The sequence below is a fragment of the Actinophytocola sp. genome, from assembly GCF_045807065.1.
GTDB lineage: Bacteria > Actinomycetota > Actinomycetes > Mycobacteriales > Pseudonocardiaceae > Actinophytocola.
The window spans coordinates 1-17,623 of sequence record NZ_JBJMIE010000532.1; the positions used below are offsets into that span (position 1 = coordinate 1).

19 protein-coding genes are annotated in these 17,623 nt (G+C 72.0%); 4 read left to right on the forward strand and 15 right to left on the reverse strand.

Annotated elements, in window-relative coordinates; genetic code table 11:
* Positions 1 to 27 precede the first annotated feature (27 nt).
* The 4 genes from ACJ73U_RS31105 to ACJ73U_RS31120 form a co-directional block, all read right to left on the reverse strand.
* Positions 28 to 444 (reverse strand): amidase family protein, encoded by a 417-nt coding sequence (locus ACJ73U_RS31105; protein WP_407781295.1) that lies wholly within the window; start codon positions 442 to 444, stop codon positions 28 to 30.
* A 145-nt stretch (positions 445 to 589) separates the two neighbouring features.
* On the reverse strand, positions 590 to 1,615 hold the full coding sequence (locus tag ACJ73U_RS31110; protein WP_407781296.1) for a 6-phosphofructokinase: 1,026 nt from the start codon (positions 1,613 to 1,615) through the stop codon (positions 590 to 592).
* Between the two features lie 100 nt (positions 1,616 to 1,715).
* The gene (locus ACJ73U_RS31115) at positions 1,716 to 2,219 is read right to left on the reverse strand and encodes a polyadenylate-specific 3'-exoribonuclease AS (protein WP_407781297.1); all 504 of its coding nucleotides are present in this window, start codon (positions 2,217 to 2,219) and stop codon (positions 1,716 to 1,718) included.
* A 13-nt stretch (positions 2,220 to 2,232) separates the two neighbouring features.
* The gene (locus ACJ73U_RS31120) at positions 2,233 to 2,973 is read right to left on the reverse strand and encodes a lysophospholipid acyltransferase family protein (protein ID WP_407781298.1); all 741 of its coding nucleotides are present in this window, start codon (positions 2,971 to 2,973) and stop codon (positions 2,233 to 2,235) included.
* Positions 2,974 to 3,222: 249 nt separating this feature from the next.
* Between ACJ73U_RS31120 and ACJ73U_RS31125 the strand changes: the two genes are divergently transcribed.
* Entirely contained in the window at positions 3,223 to 3,741 is a 519-nt protein-coding gene (locus ACJ73U_RS31125; protein WP_407781299.1) for a hypothetical protein, read from the forward strand.
* A 185-nt stretch (positions 3,742 to 3,926) separates the two neighbouring features.
* Here ACJ73U_RS31125 and ACJ73U_RS31130 read toward each other — a convergent pair whose 3' ends face one another.
* The 6 genes from ACJ73U_RS31130 to ACJ73U_RS31155 all read right to left on the reverse strand — a co-directional run bounded on the left by ACJ73U_RS31130 (position 3,927) and on the right by ACJ73U_RS31155 (position 8,095).
* Entirely contained in the window at positions 3,927 to 4,874 is a 948-nt protein-coding gene (locus ACJ73U_RS31130) for an ROK family glucokinase (protein WP_407781300.1), read from the reverse strand.
* A complete protein-coding gene (locus ACJ73U_RS31135; RefSeq protein ID WP_407781301.1) occupies positions 4,871 to 5,209 on the reverse strand; it encodes a hypothetical protein in 339 nt (112 codons plus the stop codon). Before ACJ73U_RS31135 ends, ACJ73U_RS31130 begins: the two co-directional genes overlap by 4 nt.
* A 75-nt stretch (positions 5,210 to 5,284) precedes the next feature.
* A complete protein-coding gene (locus ACJ73U_RS31140; protein ID WP_407781302.1) occupies positions 5,285 to 6,415 on the reverse strand; it encodes an ArsA family ATPase in 1,131 nt (376 codons plus the stop codon).
* Between the two features lie 27 nt (positions 6,416 to 6,442).
* Positions 6,443 to 6,880 carry an SRPBCC family protein gene (locus ACJ73U_RS31145; RefSeq protein ID WP_407781303.1) on the reverse strand — a complete coding sequence of 146 codons (438 nt, stop codon included), beginning with the start codon at positions 6,878 to 6,880 and terminating at the stop codon, positions 6,443 to 6,445.
* Between the two features lie 27 nt (positions 6,881 to 6,907).
* A complete protein-coding gene (locus ACJ73U_RS31150; RefSeq protein ID WP_407781313.1) occupies positions 6,908 to 7,693 on the reverse strand; it encodes a metallophosphoesterase in 786 nt (261 codons plus the stop codon).
* Between the two features lie 9 nt (positions 7,694 to 7,702).
* Positions 7,703 to 8,095 (reverse strand): polyketide cyclase / dehydrase and lipid transport, encoded by a 393-nt coding sequence (locus ACJ73U_RS31155; RefSeq protein WP_407781304.1) that lies wholly within the window; start codon positions 8,093 to 8,095, stop codon positions 7,703 to 7,705.
* 50 nt (positions 8,096 to 8,145) lie between these two features.
* On the opposite strand from ACJ73U_RS31155, the gene ACJ73U_RS31160 reads away from it, so the two are divergent.
* On the forward strand, positions 8,146 to 9,249 hold the full coding sequence (locus ACJ73U_RS31160) for an AMP-binding protein (RefSeq protein WP_407781305.1): 1,104 nt from the start codon (positions 8,146 to 8,148) through the stop codon (positions 9,247 to 9,249).
* On the opposite strand, the gene ACJ73U_RS31165 is transcribed toward ACJ73U_RS31160, so the two are convergent.
* The 5 genes from ACJ73U_RS31165 to ACJ73U_RS31185 form a co-directional block, all read right to left on the reverse strand.
* Positions 9,246 to 10,379 carry a glycosyltransferase family 4 protein gene (locus ACJ73U_RS31165; protein WP_407781306.1) on the reverse strand — a complete coding sequence of 378 codons (1,134 nt, stop codon included), beginning with the start codon at positions 10,377 to 10,379 and terminating at the stop codon, positions 9,246 to 9,248. The two genes, ACJ73U_RS31160 and ACJ73U_RS31165, sit on opposite strands and share 4 nt — an antisense overlap.
* Before the next feature lie 9 nt (positions 10,380 to 10,388).
* Positions 10,389 to 11,729, reverse strand: a complete 1,341-nt coding sequence (locus ACJ73U_RS31170; RefSeq protein WP_407781307.1) for a peptidase MA family metallohydrolase — start codon at positions 11,727 to 11,729, stop codon at positions 10,389 to 10,391.
* A 77-nt stretch (positions 11,730 to 11,806) separates the two neighbouring features.
* On the reverse strand, positions 11,807 to 12,844 hold the full coding sequence (locus ACJ73U_RS31175) for an NlpC/P60 family protein (protein WP_407781308.1): 1,038 nt from the start codon (positions 12,842 to 12,844) through the stop codon (positions 11,807 to 11,809).
* Positions 12,845 to 13,330: 486 nt separating this feature from the next.
* Positions 13,331 to 13,516 carry a hypothetical protein gene (locus ACJ73U_RS31180; protein WP_407781309.1) on the reverse strand — a complete coding sequence of 62 codons (186 nt, stop codon included), beginning with the start codon at positions 13,514 to 13,516 and terminating at the stop codon, positions 13,331 to 13,333.
* Positions 13,517 to 13,744: 228 nt separating this feature from the next.
* Positions 13,745 to 15,091, reverse strand: a complete 1,347-nt coding sequence (locus ACJ73U_RS31185) for an NYN domain-containing protein (RefSeq protein ID WP_407781310.1) — start codon at positions 15,089 to 15,091, stop codon at positions 13,745 to 13,747.
* Between the two features lie 442 nt (positions 15,092 to 15,533).
* Here ACJ73U_RS31185 and ACJ73U_RS31190 point away from each other — a divergent pair, with 442 nt between their 5' ends.
* Together ACJ73U_RS31190 and ACJ73U_RS31195 are read left to right on the forward strand one after the other, a co-directional pair.
* Positions 15,534 to 17,303, forward strand: a complete 1,770-nt coding sequence (locus ACJ73U_RS31190) for a DEDD exonuclease domain-containing protein (RefSeq protein WP_407781311.1) — start codon at positions 15,534 to 15,536, stop codon at positions 17,301 to 17,303.
* On the forward strand, positions 17,300 to 17,623 hold a 324-nt coding region (locus ACJ73U_RS31195), incomplete at its 3' end, for a PfkB family carbohydrate kinase (RefSeq protein ID WP_407781312.1). The genes ACJ73U_RS31190 and ACJ73U_RS31195, both read left to right, overlap by 4 nt.

Genomic DNA, 17,623 nt, shown 5'->3' on the forward strand with positions numbered 1-17,623 from the left:
AAACTCAAACCCTAAACGACTCTCTACCTAACTGAGCTTCTCGGTGAACGGCCACAGGCAGCGGTCCGGCGTGCGCGTGTGACCGACGAGCACGGCGCCCGCCGCTCGCAGCCGCGCCACGGACGGCGAGTCCGCCTCCGCCGGGGCGAACTGCGCCCGCCCACCCATCGCGGTGACGTCACCGGCCACGTCCTGGTCGTCCTTCACCGCGACCGGCACGCCGAGCAGCGGGGTGCGCTCCCCCGCGTCGAGCCGCCGCTGCGCCGCCACCGCCTGCGCCCGCGCCTCGTCGGCCCACACGGACCGGAACGCGTTCAGCTTCTCGTCGACCGCGTCGAGCCTGCGCAGCACGGCTTCCAGCAGGTCGGGCGCGGACACGTCACCGTCGCGCAGTGCGGCGGCCTGCGCGTCCGCGCCAGCCCAGAGCAGCTCCTCAACGTCCATGCGGGAACCCTATCCCGAGAACCGTTGGCGTCAGCGACTCCGCGAGCTCCGCTCAGCGATCATGTTCGCTCCGCAACCTCCGCTCAGCAACCACGCTCGCTCCGCAAGCTTCGCTCAGCAACGATGTTCGCTCCGCAAGCTCCGCTCAGCCGAAGAAGACCTCGGCCTCCTGGAGGCGCGACGCCGGCACGGTCTTCAGCTCGGCCGTGGCCTCGGAGAGCTTCACCCGCACGATGTCGGTGCCGCGCAGCGCGACCATCACGCCGAAGTCGCCGTCCTGGACGGCGTCCGCCGCGTGCAGGCCGAAGCGGGTGGCGAGCACGCGGTCGTACGCGGTCGGGGTGCCGCCGCGCTGGACGTGGCCGAGCACGACCGCACGCGACTCCTTGCCGGTGCGCGCCGCGATCTCCTCGGCGAGCCACTGGCCGATGCCGCCGAGCCGGACGTGGCCGAACGCGTCCTTCTCACCGGTCAGCAGCTTCTCCTCGCCGCCCTCGGGCAGCGCGCCCTCGGCGACCACGATGATCGGCGCGTACTCGCGCTCGAACCGCCGCTTGACCCACTCGACGACCTGGTTGACGTTGAAGTGGCGCTCCGGCACCAGGATCACGTTCGCGCCGCCGGCGAGGCCGGAGTGCAGCGCGATCCAGCCGGCGTGGCGGCCCATGACCTCGATGACCAGGGCGCGGTGGTGCGACTCGGCCGTGGTGCGGAGCCGGTCGATGGCCTCGGTCGCGATGTGCACCGCGGTGTCGAAGCCGAACGTGTAGTCCGTGGCACCGAGGTCGTTGTCGATGGTCTTCGGCACACCGACCACACCGATGCCGTCGTCCGTGAGCCGCTTGGCGACGCCGAGGGTGTCCTCGCCGCCGATGGCGATCAGGGCGTCCACGCCGTGCTCGGCGAGGTTCGCCTTGATCCGCTCGACACCACCGTCGATCTTGTACGGGTTGGTCCGCGACGAGCCGAGGATCGTGCCGCCCCGGGTCAGGATGTCCTCGACCTGGTCGAGGACGATCGGCCTGACGAGACCCTCGATCGGGCCCTGCCAGCCGTTGCGGAAACCGACGGTCTCCCAGCCGTAGGCCTCGATGCCCTTGCGGACCACGGCGCGGATGACCGCGTTGAGTCCTGGGCAGTCACCGCCACCTGTGAGCAATCCGACGCGCATGTGCTCGATCCTCCAACCATCCGCTAGAGCTGAGGTCCTGTCCGGGTGTATTCGCCCGTAGGGTGCCACTTTCTTGATCGGTGCAGCAAGGCAGGGCTCCTTAACTGACGGGAAACCCCCGCTTCACCCGCTCGGCTTCGATGATCCGCCAACGGACCAGGTTGTGCCGGGCGTCCGCGAGGGCGTCGTGCGCGTCGCTGGGCGGGGGCGGCAGGACCGGTTTGCCCACGTCCTCCCACCGCTGGCGCAGCTCCCTGGTGAAACGCGGCAGCTCACGCGGCAGCGCCGGCATGTCCCCCCACAGCTGAGCGAGCGCGACGTGGTCGTATGCCGCGAACCACGCCCACAGCTCGACCCGGTCGCGACCGCGGTTGAGGAACCTCAGCAGGCGGTCGCGCATGGTCGCGCGGTCGCACCAGGCCGGGTCCGCCGGCGGCGGCAGCTTGTCCAGCACGTGCTCGCGGACCCACTGCCCCGCCCGGTCCGGGTCGAAGTCGGTGGATACCGCGTAGAACTCGCGGCCGTTCTCGTCCACGACACCGATCGACACCAGGTCGATGGTCTTTCCGTCCTCGATGAACTCGGTATCGTAGAAGAACTTCACCCGAGCAGCCTATTCAGCCCGCCTCGGTCTCCGGGATGCGGTCGGTCTCGCGGGCCGTGCGGCGCTGCTGGGTGGGCAGGTCGACCTCCCGCGCGGCCATCAGCTCCTTGGCCTTGGCGGCGTAGATGTCCACGTACTCCTGGCCGGACAGCTCCATCAGGGCGTACATGATCTCGTCGGTGATGGACCGCTCGACGAACCGGTCGCCGGACAGACCCTCGTACCGGGAGAAGTCCAACGGCTTGCCGACCTTGATGCGGATCTTGTGCGGCCGCCACAGCTTGGAGCCGATCGGGTTGGCCTTGTCCGTGCCGAACATCGCCACCGGCACGACCGGGACCTTCGCCTCCAGGACCATTCGGGCGAGCCCGGTCTTGCCCTTGTAGAGCCGCCCATCGGGGGAACGGGTGCCCTCCGGGTAGATGCCGAGCAGGTGGCCCTCACGGAGCAGCCGGATGCCGGTGTCGAGCGCGGCCTGCGCGGCGGCGCCGCCCGACCGGTCGATCGGGATCTGGCCCATGCCGGTGAAGAACCACTTCTTGACGCGGCCCTTGACACCCTTCTGGGTGAAATATTCCAGTTTGGCGGGGAAGGTGACGCGGCGGGAGAGCATCAGCGGGAGGAAGAACGAGTCGGCCACCGCGAGGTGGTTGCTGGCGAGCAGCGCGCCGCCCGTGGCCGGGATGTTCTCCTTGCCCTCGACCTCGGGACGGAAGAAGAGTCTGAGCAGCGGCCCTATGAACACCCACTTCATCAAGAAGTACACCGCTTCCCGCGCCTCCCTCTCAGTCCGCCCGACGCGTTTGTCGAGCGTAGGCAGGGTGGCCGGCACGCACAATGCTTCGCCACCCGATTGTCGGAACATGTAACAGGGCTAACTCTCCCGGCCGTCCACCGTACCCAACGAGTAAACATGGAGGAGAGATCCGGCCATGGAGGGCTCAGTTCGTGCGACCATGACCGTGAGCATCTGCCCGCTGGCTCGTGGACCGAGGAGGCCTGGGTGTCCGACCGGCCTGACGACGTGGACGCCGCGTTCGCGGAGATCGTTGCGGACCTGCGACGTGAGGGTGTCGGCCGGACGATTCCGGACCTGGACGACCTCACGGACACTTCGGAGCTGCCGGTCACCGACGACCCCGACGGCACACCGCCCGTCGGCATGCCGTCCCCCGCCTTCGACCCGTCCGCGACGGACCGCACCCGCCCGCCGCACGACCCGCCGACCTCGTGGCGCGGCCACGGCACGGAGTGGGACTGGTCGTGGGGCGCCGACGAGGACCACTACGTCCCGCCGGAGCCGCCCCCGCTGCCCAGGCTGCGCCCGCTGACGATCGTGGCCCTCGTCCTGATCGTGGTCGGCGTGGTCCTGCTGATCGTCCCGTCGCTGATCGGCCTGAGCGTCCAGGTCGCCGTCCCGATCGCCCTGCTGTCGATCACCTGCGGCGGCGGCATGCTCCTCCTCCGCGTCCGCCAACCCCCGAGGGACCCAGGCGCCCGCGACGACGGCGCCCAACTCTGACCCGCGTGTCCAACACCAGCGACCCGCGTGTCCAACACCGGTGACCCGCGTGTCCAACGCGCCGGACCGGTGAGTTCAACGAATCGTGTGGCCGGACGGCCAGGACGTTCGCCGGATGCGGCCGGTTTTGTTGAACTCGCGTGTTCGTTTCGTTGGACACGCGGGGCGTGCGCGTTGGACACGCGTCAGCAGGCGTCGGCGGCCAGGGCGGCGGCGCCCACCAGGGCCGCGTCGTCGCCGAGCTGGGCCGTGCGGATGCGGGCCAGGGGACGGTAGCCGGCGCCGGTGATCATCTTCTTGTAGTGGTCGCGGGCGTCGTCCAGGAACAGGGTGGCCGACTCCGAGACGCCGCCGCCGATCACCACGACCTCCGGGTCGTAGATGTCCGCCGCCAGTGCCAGGCCCTCGCCCAGCCAGCGGGCCAGCTCGGACATCGCGCGCTGGGCCAGCGGGTCGCCCTCCCGCGCGGCCGCCGCGACCTTGCGGCCGGTGATCGCGCGGGAGTCCATCGAGTCGCGGAGCAGCACGGTGGAACGGCCAGGGTGCCGCGCCAGCAGCTCCACCGCCGTCGCGCTCAGGGCCGTGCCGCTGCAGTACCGCTCCCAGCAGCCCTGCTTGCCGCACGGGCACGCCCGCCCACCCGGCACGAGCCGCAGGTGCCCCAGCTCCGGCGCCACGCCGTACGCGCCGCGGTACAGCTGGCCGTCGATCAGCAGGCCGCCGCCGATGCCGGTGCCGATCGCGACGAGCAGCACCACCTTCGCCCCGCGTGCCGCGCCGAACCGGTGCTCGCCGAGCACGGCCGAGTTCGCGTCGTGCTCCAGCACCACGGGCAGCTTGAGCCGCTGGGAGATCCGGTCGGCCACCGGGGCGTCCCGCCAGGCCAGGTGCGGCGCGAACATGACCGATCGGCGGTCGGTGGTCACGAACCCGGCCACCGCGAGGCCGACGCCGGTCACCCGGTGCCGGGTGGCGAGCCCGCCCACGGCCGCGACGATCGCGTCCTCGAGCGCGGTCTCGCCGGCCGGGGTCGGCGCACGAGCCGTGTCCAGGACGTTGCCGTGCCGGTCCACGACCCCGGCACGCACGCTCGTCCCCCCGATGTCGACGCCGATCGTGGTCTTGACCCTCAAGGACGCTCCCGCCGGACGGGAATGGGCTGCACCTTCGCCGAGGGCGGCTCCGCGGGCGTGAACCCCGGCATGTGCGAGACCCCGGGCTCCCACCGGTCCGCGAGCACGGCACGCAGCAGCGCGACCAGGTCGGCGGCGGCGTCCAACCCGCGCCCGGCCAGCGCGTTGGGCTCACCCCGCAGCACCGCGACGGCGGCGCAGAGCGGGCACCAGGAACAGGACGATTCGGCCGGTTCCGCGGCGACCCGGTCCACCCACGGCCCGGCCCGATCGGCGACGGCGTCCGCCAGGAGCCGCAGCTCCTCGACCAGCCGGCTCCCCGGCTCAGCACTCATGACACCAGGCTCCGCCTACGCCGACCATCGCTCCGCAAGCTCCGCCTACGCCGACTTTCGCTCCGCAAGCTCCGCTCACTGGGCTCCTCCCGACTCGAAACGCAGCACCAGTCCAGTCTGCCCGGTCACCGCGTCCGTCACGTGATGGCGCCGCAGCAGCACCGGCAGCGCGACCAGCCGGCGCACACCGTCCACGGTGATCGCCAGCTCGTCGCCGATCCGCGCGAGGTCCACAGTCGACTCGCCGGTGATCGGCAACGCCACCGCCAGCTCGTAGCCGCCCTCGACGGCACGCACCGAGAGCAGCGGCGCGGCGTACGGACCGGTCGTCCCCAGTGGGTCGTCGGCACCGTAGAGCTCGTCGGCCAACCCCAGCAACGCGGGCACGCCAACGGGTTCCGCCGCCCGGTGCTCGACCCGCCGCACCGGCAGAGTCGTCGAGGCGTCCAGTTCGGACAGCACGGCCTCCTGCTCGGCGCGGCGGGTCCGCAACCAGCTCGCCGCCGGTCCTCGCCACCGCTTCGCCGGCGGCACCAGGCGGTTCGCGACCAGCGAGTCCACCTGGATGCCCCGCAACGCCAGCGCCACAAGGGTTCGGCGGGTCTCCGCCACCACCACCCGCTCCGGGGTGAGCACCAGCCGCACGGACGTCCGCGCCGGGTCGACCAGCACGTCCCGCAGCTCGCCGACGTGCCCCGCCAGCCAGGACGCGTGCCGCCCCAACGACAACCGCTCCAGGTAGCCGCCCACCGCCTCGGGCAACGCCAGCAGCCGCAACGTCTCCGCGGTCGGGCCGCAGTCGACCACCACGACCTCCCACGGTCCCTCCGCCGCGAGCCGGACGACCTCGGTCAGCGCCAGCAGCTCGTCGACGCCGGGCAGGACCGTCAGCTCGGCCGCATCCACATCGGACACGCCCGGGAGCAGCCCGCGCAGCTCCCGCCGGATGGCCTGCCACGACCGGTCCGCGAGACCACGTGCGTCCACGTGCGCGGCGTACAGGCAGGTGTCCACTTCGGCGGGCTCGGTGGTGACCGGCAGGCCGAACGCGTCACCGAGCGAGTGCGCGGGGTCCGCCGAGGCGACCAGCACCTTGTGCCCCCCGACCGCGAGCCGGGCGGCCGTCGCCGCGGCGAGGGTGGTCTTGCCGACGCCGCCCTTGCCGGTGAACAGCAGCAGCCGCGCGGGGCCGGTGCCTGCGCTCATGAGGATGATCCGCCAGGCAAGCTTTCCTCAGCCGCCCTCCACGCGGCGCTTCAGCTCCTTGAGCGCGATGTCCATGATCATCTTCTCTGCCTTGCGGCGGAAGAGGCCGATCATCGGCACGGCCAGCTGCACGGACAGCGTGTACGTCACCCGTGTGCCGTCGCCCTCCGGGCTGAGCAGGTACTGGCCCTTCTGCGCCTTCTGCATCTGTCCCTTGACGAGGTTCCACTCCACGCTCAACCCGTTGGACGCCCACTCGTACGACAGCGTGTAGACGTCCTTGAACGGCCCGGCGTCGAGCGTGAACTTCACCTCGCGCGCCTTGCCGTCCGCGAACTCGTCGAGGACCTCGGTGCTCTTCACGGCGTTCGCCCATTCCGGGTACGCCGGGAAGTCCGCGATCACCGCCATCACGTCCTCGGGCGGTGCGTCGACCACGATGGACTGGGTGGACTCGTCGGCCATGCCCGGGAGGCTACCGGAGCGTAGGCCTCACCAACGCAGCACGTACGGCCGCTCGGTCCGCTGGAAGTGCCCGACGTTCGCGCACTCGGTGTACGTGACCCGCAGCCGCGGCGCCAGCGGTTGGTGCACGTGCCCGAACAACGACCAGCGCGGCTGCTGCTTCATGATCAGGTCGAGCAGCGACGGCGAGCCGTGCTCGAACCGCCGCGCGACCACGTCGTAGGTCAGTTCCGGCACGTCGGGCGGGATGTGCGTGCAGATCACGTCCACGTCGGCGAGCCGCGCGATGCCCGCCGCGAAGTCGTCCTCGGTCCGCAGGTACGGCCGGAACACGCCGGGCCGGCGGGTCGCCACACCAGGAGGGAGCAGCCCGCCGCCGACGAACCCGAACCGCAGGCCGCCGATCTCCGCGACCTCGCCGTCGAGGATCCGCACGTTCTCCCCGGCGTACTCCGGCCACAGGTCGGGTGTGTCGACGTTGCCGGGCGTCGCGTACGTCGGCGCGGTCAGCGCGGCGAACAACCGGGCGTACTGCCCGCGCACCGCCTCCTCGACCACGGCCGCCGCGTCGCCGACCGTTCCCCACAGCGCACGCGCGAACGCCGGCAGCTCGGCCGGCCGCTCGCGCCGCAGCCGGGCGAACTCGCTGACCTTGTCGGCGCCGAAGACCGTGCCGAGGATCCCGCCGCCGTGGTCGTGGTAGTCGACGAAGTCGATCAGGTCGCCGAGCACGACCAGCGCGTCCGCGCCGTCCCCGGCACGGGCGAGCGCCTCCACGTTGCCGTGTACGTCGGACACCACGTGAACCCGCATGGTCACGAGTCAACCATTACCCGGTGCGATGCCGGGCCGCCTGCCGTCCTCGAGCACGAACTTGAGGTCCAGTGCGACGGCCTTGGCCGCCCGCTGCCGCCGCTGCGCCTCCTTGACCGGCTTCCCGGCCGCGCCGCCCGGCGGGAAGTCGGCACGCAGGAAGTAGTGCAGGACCGTGCCGTCCAGCACGGGCTCCAGCCACACCTCCATCGTCCCGACGAGCGCGCCGCGCACGGTCCAGCGCACCCCCTCGTCGCCGCGGTCGGCGTACACCGCGAGGTCGAGGTCGGGCCAGAACCGGCGCCAGGCACGCGGATCGGCGAAGGCGGCGGCCACCGTCGACGGCGGCACGGCGAGAAACGTCTCGTCGATCACGTCTACTGCTGCCACGTCGTGCAGCATGTCACGGGCCGGAAACGCGTCGCACGCGCCAGCGCGCTACTTTCCTCCGTGTGACCGACAGCGACGAGAGCCTGACCGACATGGTCTGGGCCAACGCGGAGCGGTTCGGCGCGACGATCGGGTTCCGCCGCCGGCTGGGCAGCTCGTGGGTCGACGTGACGACCCGGGAGTTCGCCACCCAGGTGCTGGAGCTCGCGAAGGGTCTGATCGCGGCCGGGCTCCGGCCCGGGGACCGGATCGCGCTGCTGTCCGGTCCGCGCTACGAGTGGTCGCTGTTCGACTTCGCCTGCTGGTCGGTCGGCTGCGTGACGGTGCCGATCGACGCCTCGGCGACACCGGCCGAGGTCGAGTGGATCCTGTCGGACGCCGGTGCGTGCGGGGTGGTCGTGGAGACCGCCGAGCACCGGGAGGCGGTTCGGCGGGTGGTGGACCGGTTGCCGCAGCTCGTCTGGGTGTGGCAGCTCGACTCGGTCACCGACGACGTGCCGACCGCCGTGGCCGAGCTGACCGCGCTCGGCACGCAGATCTACGACGATCGCGCGCACGAGCGGCGGCTGGCCGTGCGGGCGCACGACCTCGCGACGATCGTCTACCCCGAAGGGGATCACCCGAAGCGGGTCGAGCTCACGCACGGCGATCTGTTGGGCGCCGTGCGTGCCACGATCGCGGCGCATCCGTCGCTGTTGCGTTCTGGGAACTCGTTGCTGGTGTTGCTGCAGCTCGCCGATCTGCCGTGCCGGGTGGTCTCGCTGGCCTGCGTGTACACGCGCACGACGCTCGGTCACGTACCCGGCGACGACGACCTGTTCACCGATCTCGGGGTGTTCCGGCCCCGGGTGATCGTGGCGGATGCCGTGCTGCTCGGGCGTTTCCACGACGCCGCGCGGGCGAAGGCCTACGCGGACGGCAACATGACCGTGTTCGACGCCGCCGAGTCCGTCGCGGTCTCCTACGGGGCGACGTCCGGGGAGCCCTCGCTCGCGTTGCGGGTCAAGCACGCGGTGGCCAGCCGGGTGGTGTACCCGAAGGTGCGGGCCGCGTTGGGCGGGCGGTGTGTCGCGGCGTTCACCTCCGGGGAGCCGCTCGACACCGGGCGGGTGAACTTCTACCGGGGCATCGGGATCGAGGTGCTCGAGCTGTCGCGGCCGGCCTAGAACGCCTCGCCGCTCAGCAGCTGGGTCAGGCGGGTGGCCATGTCCTCCCAGCGCCAGTGCTTCGAGACCCACCGGCGCCCGGCCTCGCCCATCTCCGTGGCCATCGTCGGGTCGGCCAGGAGGTCGGCGACGGACCGGGCGATGGCCGGTAGGTCGCGGCCGTCCACCACGTTGCCCGTCACGCCGTCCAGGACGGTTTCCGGGGCGCCGCCGGAGTTGCCCGCCACCACGGGTAGGCCGGACGCCGACGCCTCCAGGTAGACGATGCCGAGGCCCTCCACGTCCAGGCCGCGGCCGTGGGTGCGGCAGGGCATGGCGAAGACGTCGCCGGCCACGAAGTGCGCCGGCAGCTCCTCCCACGGGACCCGGCCCGTGAAGACCACGTGCGACGACATGTCCAGCTGGGCGGCCAACGCACGCAGGCGGTCCTCGTACGGGCCGCCGCCCACCAGCAGGAGCGCCGCGTCCGGCACGCGCTCGCGGATCGCCGGCAGTGCGCGGATCAGCATGTCCTGGCCCTTGCGGGGCCACAGGCGGGACACACAGACCGCGGTCGGGCGGTCACCCAGGCCGTAGCGGGTGCGGATCTCCTTGCGGGCGTGGAAGTCCGGCCTGAACTGCTCGGTGTCCACACCGGACGGCAGGTACTCGAGCGCGGCCAGCCGGCCGAACGCCGAGGCGAAGCGGGACCGCGTGTACTTGCTCACGAAGGTCACCGCGTCCGTTGTGGTGCCGATGCGGCGCAGAGCGTGCCATGTGCCCGGGACCATCGACCAGCCGACCTCGTGGCCGTGTGTGCTCGCGATCACCCTCCGGGCACCGGCAGCGCGCAGCGTGGGCGCGAGCAGTGCCAGCGGCGCGGCGGCGCCGAACCAGACGGTGTCACACGCCTCGGCCCGCAGGATCTCCCTGGCCCTGCGGGCGACTCCCGGCGTCGGCAGCATCAGCCGCGTCGGGTGCCGCACGACCTGGAACGGCTGTGCCCGGTCGAACTCCTGCGCGCCGTCCCACGCCGGCGCGTACACGACCAGGTCGTCCTCGGGGAGGCGGGTGGCCAGGGCGTGCAGGTAGGACTGGATCCCGCCGGGACGCGGCGGGAAGTCGTTGGTCACGAGCAGGGTCCGAGTCACCGGCAAACCCTACTTGAGCGCGCTCCGGAGGTAGGACTGCCAGTTGGCCACCAGCCCGTCCCGGTCCACGCCGAGCAGTTCGCGCAACATCGCGTCGGTCTCGGTCGCGGCCACCGGGCCGGCGCCGGCCACCTTGCGGTACACGGCGATCAGCGTCGGCTCGCCGTACTGCTCGGCGATGTAGCGGGCCAGCGACCAGCTCTGCTGGTAGGCGAGGTCCAGCTCCGTGCCGCTCGACCGGAACGCGCGGTCCTCCGGCAACTCGGTGGGCAGGCCGTCGTGGCGGACCATCTTCGCCAGGTCCGGCGCGCCCTCGGCCAGGGCGACGCCGCTGTCGCGGTAGCCGACGTAGTCGGCGAAGCCCTCCAGCAGCCAGGTCGGCGAGCCGTCCACGGTGTCCGCGCGGGCCGCGAGGTGGGTGATCTCGTGCCGCAGGACGATCCGCAGCGACGCCACCGACAGCGCGCGGACCCCGGACGGGCTCAGCACCACCCGCTGCCCGGCGACCGTGCGCGTCTTGTTGTCCACCCTGTCCGCGACGGCGACCGCGACGACCGACTCGACCGGGAAGTCCGGGCCGACCAGCGCCCGCATCTCGTCGGGCGAGTCCGGCAGCAGGAGCGCGACCCGGTGCGACCACGACGTCGGCCAGATCGCGCTGACCGCCGCGACGGAGGGGTCCAGCTCGCGCACCAGCCGGTCCACCACCGGCTCACTGCCGGGATGGCTCAGCACGATGCCGTGCTCGGTCGAGGTCACCACGCACGGCGCGAAGTCCCAGGGGCCGCGCCAGGTGCGCCGGCCGAGCGCGTCGAGGGCGGTGTCGGACCGCAGGTACCAGGCGTCGCCGTGCCGGGCGAACAGGTAGCCCATGGCCCGGTCGGTCGGCGTGAGGTCGGCGCCGCGCAGGGCGTACCGCAGGTCGACGGCCGGGGCCCACAGCTCGTCGGCCGGCCCGGTGTTCGGCAGCTCGGTCAGATCGAGCGCGTCGTCGGCGTGCAGCCGGTAGCTCCACTCGTCGAACGGGACGCCGGCGAGGTTGGCGAACAGGCGGCGCTGCGCGGCCACGAACGCCTGGTCGGCCTTCGGGTCGAGGGTGGCGAGGAACGCCTGCTCGTCGCGGGACCGGACGGCCTGGGCGCGGTGGCGGAGCAGGTCGTCGACGGCGTCCGCGCGGCTCTCGTCACCGACGTGCGGGGCCGGGCTGACCGCGCCCATCGGCTGGCCGGGGCCGGCGGTCGCGGCGGGCGGCGGTGCGGTGTGGGGGAACGAGACGAGGGCCAGCCCGCCCAGCACGGCCACGGCGACCGCCGCGCCGAGCCACGTCCGGATCCTCGCCCTGGGCTGCACAGGTTGCATGCTAAGGGCAGGTACGCCTCGGGGCCGGCGCGAACGCGCCGGCCCCGAGGCTGGTGATCCTGATGGCCTCAGCCCGCGATGCGCCGGGCGCCGAGGTAGTCGCCGCCGGCACCGCTGGGTGCGGCGGCCGTCTTGACCGGCACGCCGGTCGTCGAGGCGTGCACCAGCTGGCCGTTGCCGATGTACATCGCGACGTGGTGGATGGAGCTCGCGCTGCTGCCGTAGAACAGCAGGTCACCCGGCTGCCACTGGCCGTAGGGCACGGACTTGCCGTAGCCGTACTGCGCCCGGCTGGAGTGCGGGAGGCTGACGCCGACCTGCTTGTAGGCCCACATCGTCAGGCCGGAGCAGTCGTAGCTGCTCGGGCCGGCGGCACCCCACACGTAGGGCTTGCCGCGCTGCGACATCGCCGCCGCCGCCGCCTGGCCAGCCACACCGGGACCGGCGAGGTAGACGCTGTTGTCCGTCTCGCCTTTCAGTGTCTGCTTGTCCTTGCCGGACAGCTCGTCGTACCTGGCCTGGAGCTTGTCGATCTGGCCGTCCAGGTCGGTCTTGGTCTTGGTGATCTGGTCGGTCAGCTGTTGCGCGGCGGCCTGGGCGTCCGTGGCGCGCTTCTGGGCGTCCTTCGCCTTCTTCTCGGCGGACTCCGCCTGGTTGGTCGCGGCACTGAGCTTGGAGAGCGCCTGCTCGTTGTCAGCCGCGAGGATCCCGAGCGCGGAGGCACGCTCCAGGAAGTCGTCGGCCGAGTCACCGGTGAGCAGCGCGGACAGCTTGTTGAACCGGGCGCCCTGGAAGGACGCGCTGGTCAGCTGGTCCACCTGGCCGCGGTAGGCCTCCTCGTCGGCAGCCGCCTGCGCCTTGGCGGCGTTGGCGGACTGGAGGTCGTTGTTGGCCGAGCTCAGGGCCGCGTTCTTCGCGTCGAGATCGGTCTTGGCCGCGAGCAGTTGCTCGTTGACGGACGAGACCTGCTGCGACAGCTGCTGGTACTGGGCCAGTGCCTCGGAAGCGGTGTCGGGGGGCGGGGGCTGCTGGTAAGCGAGGGGAACGGCGAGCGCCGGGCCCGGCACGGAGAACAGCACGGCCGCGGTAGCGGCCGAGATGCTCAATCCCGCACGGACTGCGCGCCTGGTTCTTTGCGACGCCACGTCGCGCGTGTCTCCCTTACATCCGAACCGCCGACCGGGGGGGTCGTTTTCGGACAAGGGGCCACCGCGAAAGCGACTGCCCATCGTCTGGCCCCACCCACCGTGGGGGAAATCCGGTCCGGCCATCGGGTGGCACCCGTGATCTTTCGCGGGCTTCACTCCATGACCGACTTCGGCGGCGATCTCGCGTAGGGCCCTCGGGGTGGACCACTGCCGGCCGCGAGATCTCGGACAGGTTACGAAACGTGAGACGATGCGTCTACCTGGGCCGCCCAAAAAAATGGTTTGAGAGCCGCAGAACACCGATGGAGCAGTCGTAACTCCGCCCTGTGATCACGACAACAGCACAGTTCACCGGGTTGTGGTAATTCGTTCACACCGTTCAGCGACATCTGTCGACCGCTTGGCGACGGCCGTGTTCAGTCGGGCGTGTCGGACAAATCGCCCTCAGGCCGAGCGGTTGGTCCGCTCCAGACGCAGCCTCGGCACTATCCCGGCCCGCCCGAGCGCATCGATCGCACGTTGCTCCAGCGCGTCGATCTCCACGTTCTCCGGCACGCCCAGCAGCACGCTGACCACACAGTCTTCGCAGGCCAGCCCGCGTACGACGCAGCTGTCGCAGTCGATGATCATTCCCGGCTCCTCGTCCCGTATCGGTCTCATACGACGCACGTTAGGGGTGACCACCGACAATTTCGGGCTTTGCGCAGGTCAGCGCTGTTCGTCGAACGCTCGGCGCCGTCCACCGCGCCCATCCGGATCGGAGTGAACCGCGCGGGCCGCACCTCCGTATGACCACAGGCGTTCGTACGCGGTGAGTGACGTTGCTCACTTGTCCGCCGGGGGAGTTCTCGCGGGGACCTAGCTCCTGCCCAGCCTGGCCAGTAAGACGGCGGACGGCACCGGATGCGCACCCCTGCGGCGGACCGAGTCGGCCACCGCGCGGTCGGACGTCACCACGACCACCGGGCGGCCCTCCGGCTCGGCCGTGACGAGCGCACGGATCACGTCGTCCGCCAGCACGCCCGGGTCGCTGAACAGGACGCGCACGCCCCGCGGCGCGGTGGTAGGCACGGCGACCACCCCGGCGCCGTCGAACACCAGCGTCACCTCGGCGGACGTGCGGGCGGCCAGCGCGGCCAGCTGGCGGATCAGGCGTTCGCGCTGCTCCGACAGCGACAGCTCGGGGTAGCCGGTCTTCGTGACGTTGTAGCCGTCGACCACGACGTGCACGGTCGGCAGGGTCAGCAGCCGTTCGAGCGCCGCCGGGTCCTCCACGCGGGTGACCGCGCCGTGGGCCTCGGTCGCACCGCGGACCAGGTCGGCCGGGCGCGGGCCGCTGCCGCCCAGTGCCAGCTCGCGGCGCAGGCCAGTCACCGCGCCGTCCAGGGTGTCCACCAGGAGCGCCAGGCGGACCTCGTCGGCCTGGCGGGCCTCCCGGGCGGACTGGCGGGCGATCTCGGCGTCCGCCTCGGCGCGTTCGGCTCTCGTGCGCTCGGCCTCCGCGCGGTCCCGCTCGCGGTCCCGCTGCTCGGTCAGGGCCTTGAGCTGGGCCGCCGTCTCGGCCCGGATGCGCTCGATCGTGACGCTCGCGTTCTCCGCCTCGTCCTTCGCGGCCCGCACGCGCACACCCTGCTCACGCAGCCGTTTGCGCAGGCGCTCCAGCTCGGCCTCGCCCTCGGCACGGGCCCGGTCCACCGCGCCCTGGACGTCGTCCAGCTCGGCACGGACCTTGGCAAGCTCGTTCTCCGCCTTCTCCGCGCGGGTGACGGCCGCGTCCCGCTGGGCCCGCAGGCTGGCGTCGGACGCGCGGCGCGAGACCAGCTCGACGTAGTGCGGTGCGGTGTCCTCGCCCAGCAGCACCGCCGCGGCGGCCACCGCGGCCGCGTCGTCACCGGACAGGTCCAGGACCGCGGGCCGGTGCTCACGGCACCACTCGACGACCGCGGTGCGGAAGGCGACCGAGTCACGCAGGCTCGCGATGATCGCGCCGGCGCCCAACCGCGCGCGCTTGGCCGGGGTGAACCGGGCGACCGCGCGCAGCTGCTGGGGCACGTCGACCTTGGGCAGCGCGCCGAGAGCCTCCGCACCCACCTCCGCGATGCGGGTGCGGACGGCGTCGGGCAGCGCGGTCCAGTCGACTGTGGACTCGCCCTCCGGGGCGTCCACGGGGTCGACCGGTTCAACCGGCTCGATCGACGGCACCATTTCTTAAGGGTAGTCGTCACGTGGGACCTGCACTGACCCGGATTTGCGTGTCCGCTCGTACACCGAGCGAAACAAGCCGGACCAGCGTGAGCCGCCGATACAGGCCGTGAACCGCCGAGCGCAGGCGAGGCAATCCAACCCGTGAGCGGCCGCCGGCGTCTGGACTGACGAGCACGAAGACGCGGCGAGGAACGAGCCCGGCGTCTTCGCGCGCAGGAGGGAAGACGCCGGATACAGGCCGCGAACCGCCGAGCGCAGGCGAGCCAATCCAGCACCGTGAGCGGCCGCCGGCGTCTGGACTGACGAGCACGAAGGTTCCTGCGCGAGGAACGAGCCCAGGAACCTTCGCGCGCAGGAGGGAAGACGCCGGGAACAGGCCGCGAACCGCCGAGCGGAGCGAGGCAATCCAGAACTGTCGGTGCTGGCCGTTAGCTTCCCGGCCATGACGAATTCGGCGCAGCTCGCCTTCGACGAGTTGGGCACTCCGTTGCGTGCCACCACCTTCGTCGTGTTCGATCTCGAGACCACCGGGGTCAGCGATGAGGACACCATCACCGAGTTCGGGGCCGTGAAGGTTCGCGGCGGCCAGGTGCTCGGGGAGTTCGCGACGCTCGTCGACCCGGGCCGCGGCATCCCGCCGGAGGTGGTCGCCCTGACCGGGATCACCGACGCGATGGTCTACGCGGCGCCGCGGCTGGACTCGGTGCTGCCCGCGTTCATGGAGTTCATCGGCGGTGCCGTGCTGGTGGCGCACAACGCCGGGTTCGACGTCAACTTCATCCGCAAGGCGTGCGAGCGGCACGGCTACCGGTGGCCCAAGCCGGCCGTCGTCTGCACGGTCCAGCTCGCCAGGCGCGTGCTGACCCGCGAGGAGGCCCCGAGCTGCCGGCTGTCCGCGCTGGCGCAGCTCCTCGGGGCGTCGACCACCCCCAACCACCGGGCGCTCGCCGACGCCCGCGCGACCGTGGACGTCTTCCACTCGCTGTTGGAGCGGGTCGGCTCGATCGGCGTGCACACCCTCGAGGAGCTGCACGACTACATCCCGGACGTGACGCCGGAGCAGCGGCGCAAGCGGTCGATGGCCGCGCATCTGCCGTCCACCCCCGGGGTGTACCTGTTCCGCGGGCCGGGTGAGGAGGTGCTGTACGTCGGCACGGCGAGCGACCTGCGCCGACGGGTGCGGCAGTACTTCACGGCCAGCGAGACCCGCAGGCGGCTGCGGGAGATGGTGGCGCTCGCGGTGCGGGTCGACCACGTCGAATGCGCGCATGCCCTGGAGGCGCAGGTGCGGGAGCTGCGCCTGATCTCGGCGCACAAGCCCGCCTACAACCGGCGGTCGAAGAACCCGAAGCAGGCGTGGTGGCTGACGCTCACCGAGGAGCCGTTCCCCCGGCTGTCGCTGGTCCGCACGCCCCGGGACGGCGCGCTGGGGCCGTTCCGTTCGCGTGGCCTCGCCGAGGACGCGATGGTGGCGCTGCAGGACGCCACCGGCATCCGGCCGTGCACGGTGCGGATCCCGGCCCAGCGGGCGAACGGGCGGCCGTGCGCCCTGGCCGAGCTGCACCGGTGCGCGGCACCCTGTGCCGGGCGGCAGACGGTCGAGGAGTACTCGCCCGCGGTGTGGTCGTTCGCCGGGCTCGTGGCCGGCCGGGTGCTGGAGCCGCTGCACGTGCTGGAGCGGCGGCTGCACGAGCACTCGCGGGCCGAGCGCTTCGAGCAGGCCGGGTTGGACCGGGACCGGCTGACGGTGCTGGTGCGTGCCCTCGACCGGGGGCAGCGGCTGGCGGCGCTCGCGGCCGTGCCGGAGCTGATCGCGGCGCGTCCGGACGGCGACCACGGCTGGGAGTTCGCGGTGGTGCGGCACGGGCGGCTGGCGTCCGCCGGGGTCGCGCGGCGCGGGGTGCCGCCGATGCCGGTGGTGGACGCGCTGGCGGCGTCGGCGGAGACGGTGCTGCCCGGCGAGGGGCCGCTGCGGGGTGCACCGGCCGAAGAAGTGGCGCTGGTGCTGCGGTGGTTGGATCGGCCCGGCACGCGGATGGTTCGATGCTCGCAACCTTGGACCGAGCCGGCCCGCTCCGCGGCGAGCTGGCGCGGCTGGCTGACGAAGGCGGACGCGGCGAGGGAGGTGGCTATGAGCGGAGCGAGTCATGGACACGACGACCGGCGACCGCCTTCTCGCAGCCCGCGAGGACAGGGCGGGGCGCGGTCGTGAGCCAACCGTTCGACGTGGTCGCCATGGGCCGGTTGGGGGTGGACATCTACCCGCAGCAGGTGGGCGTGGGGCTGGCGGACGTCGAGACGTTCGCCAAGTACCTGGGTGGCACCGCAGCCAACGTCGCGGTGGCGGTCGCGCGGTTCGGGCACCGTGTGGCGCTGGTGAGCCGGACGGGTGCGGACCCGTTCGGCGAGTACCTGCACCGGGCGCTGCGGGACTTCGGCGTCGACGACCGGTACGTCACGAGCGTGCCGGACCTGCCGACGCCGGTCACGTTCTGCGAGATCTTCCCGCCCGACGACTTCCCGCTGTACTTC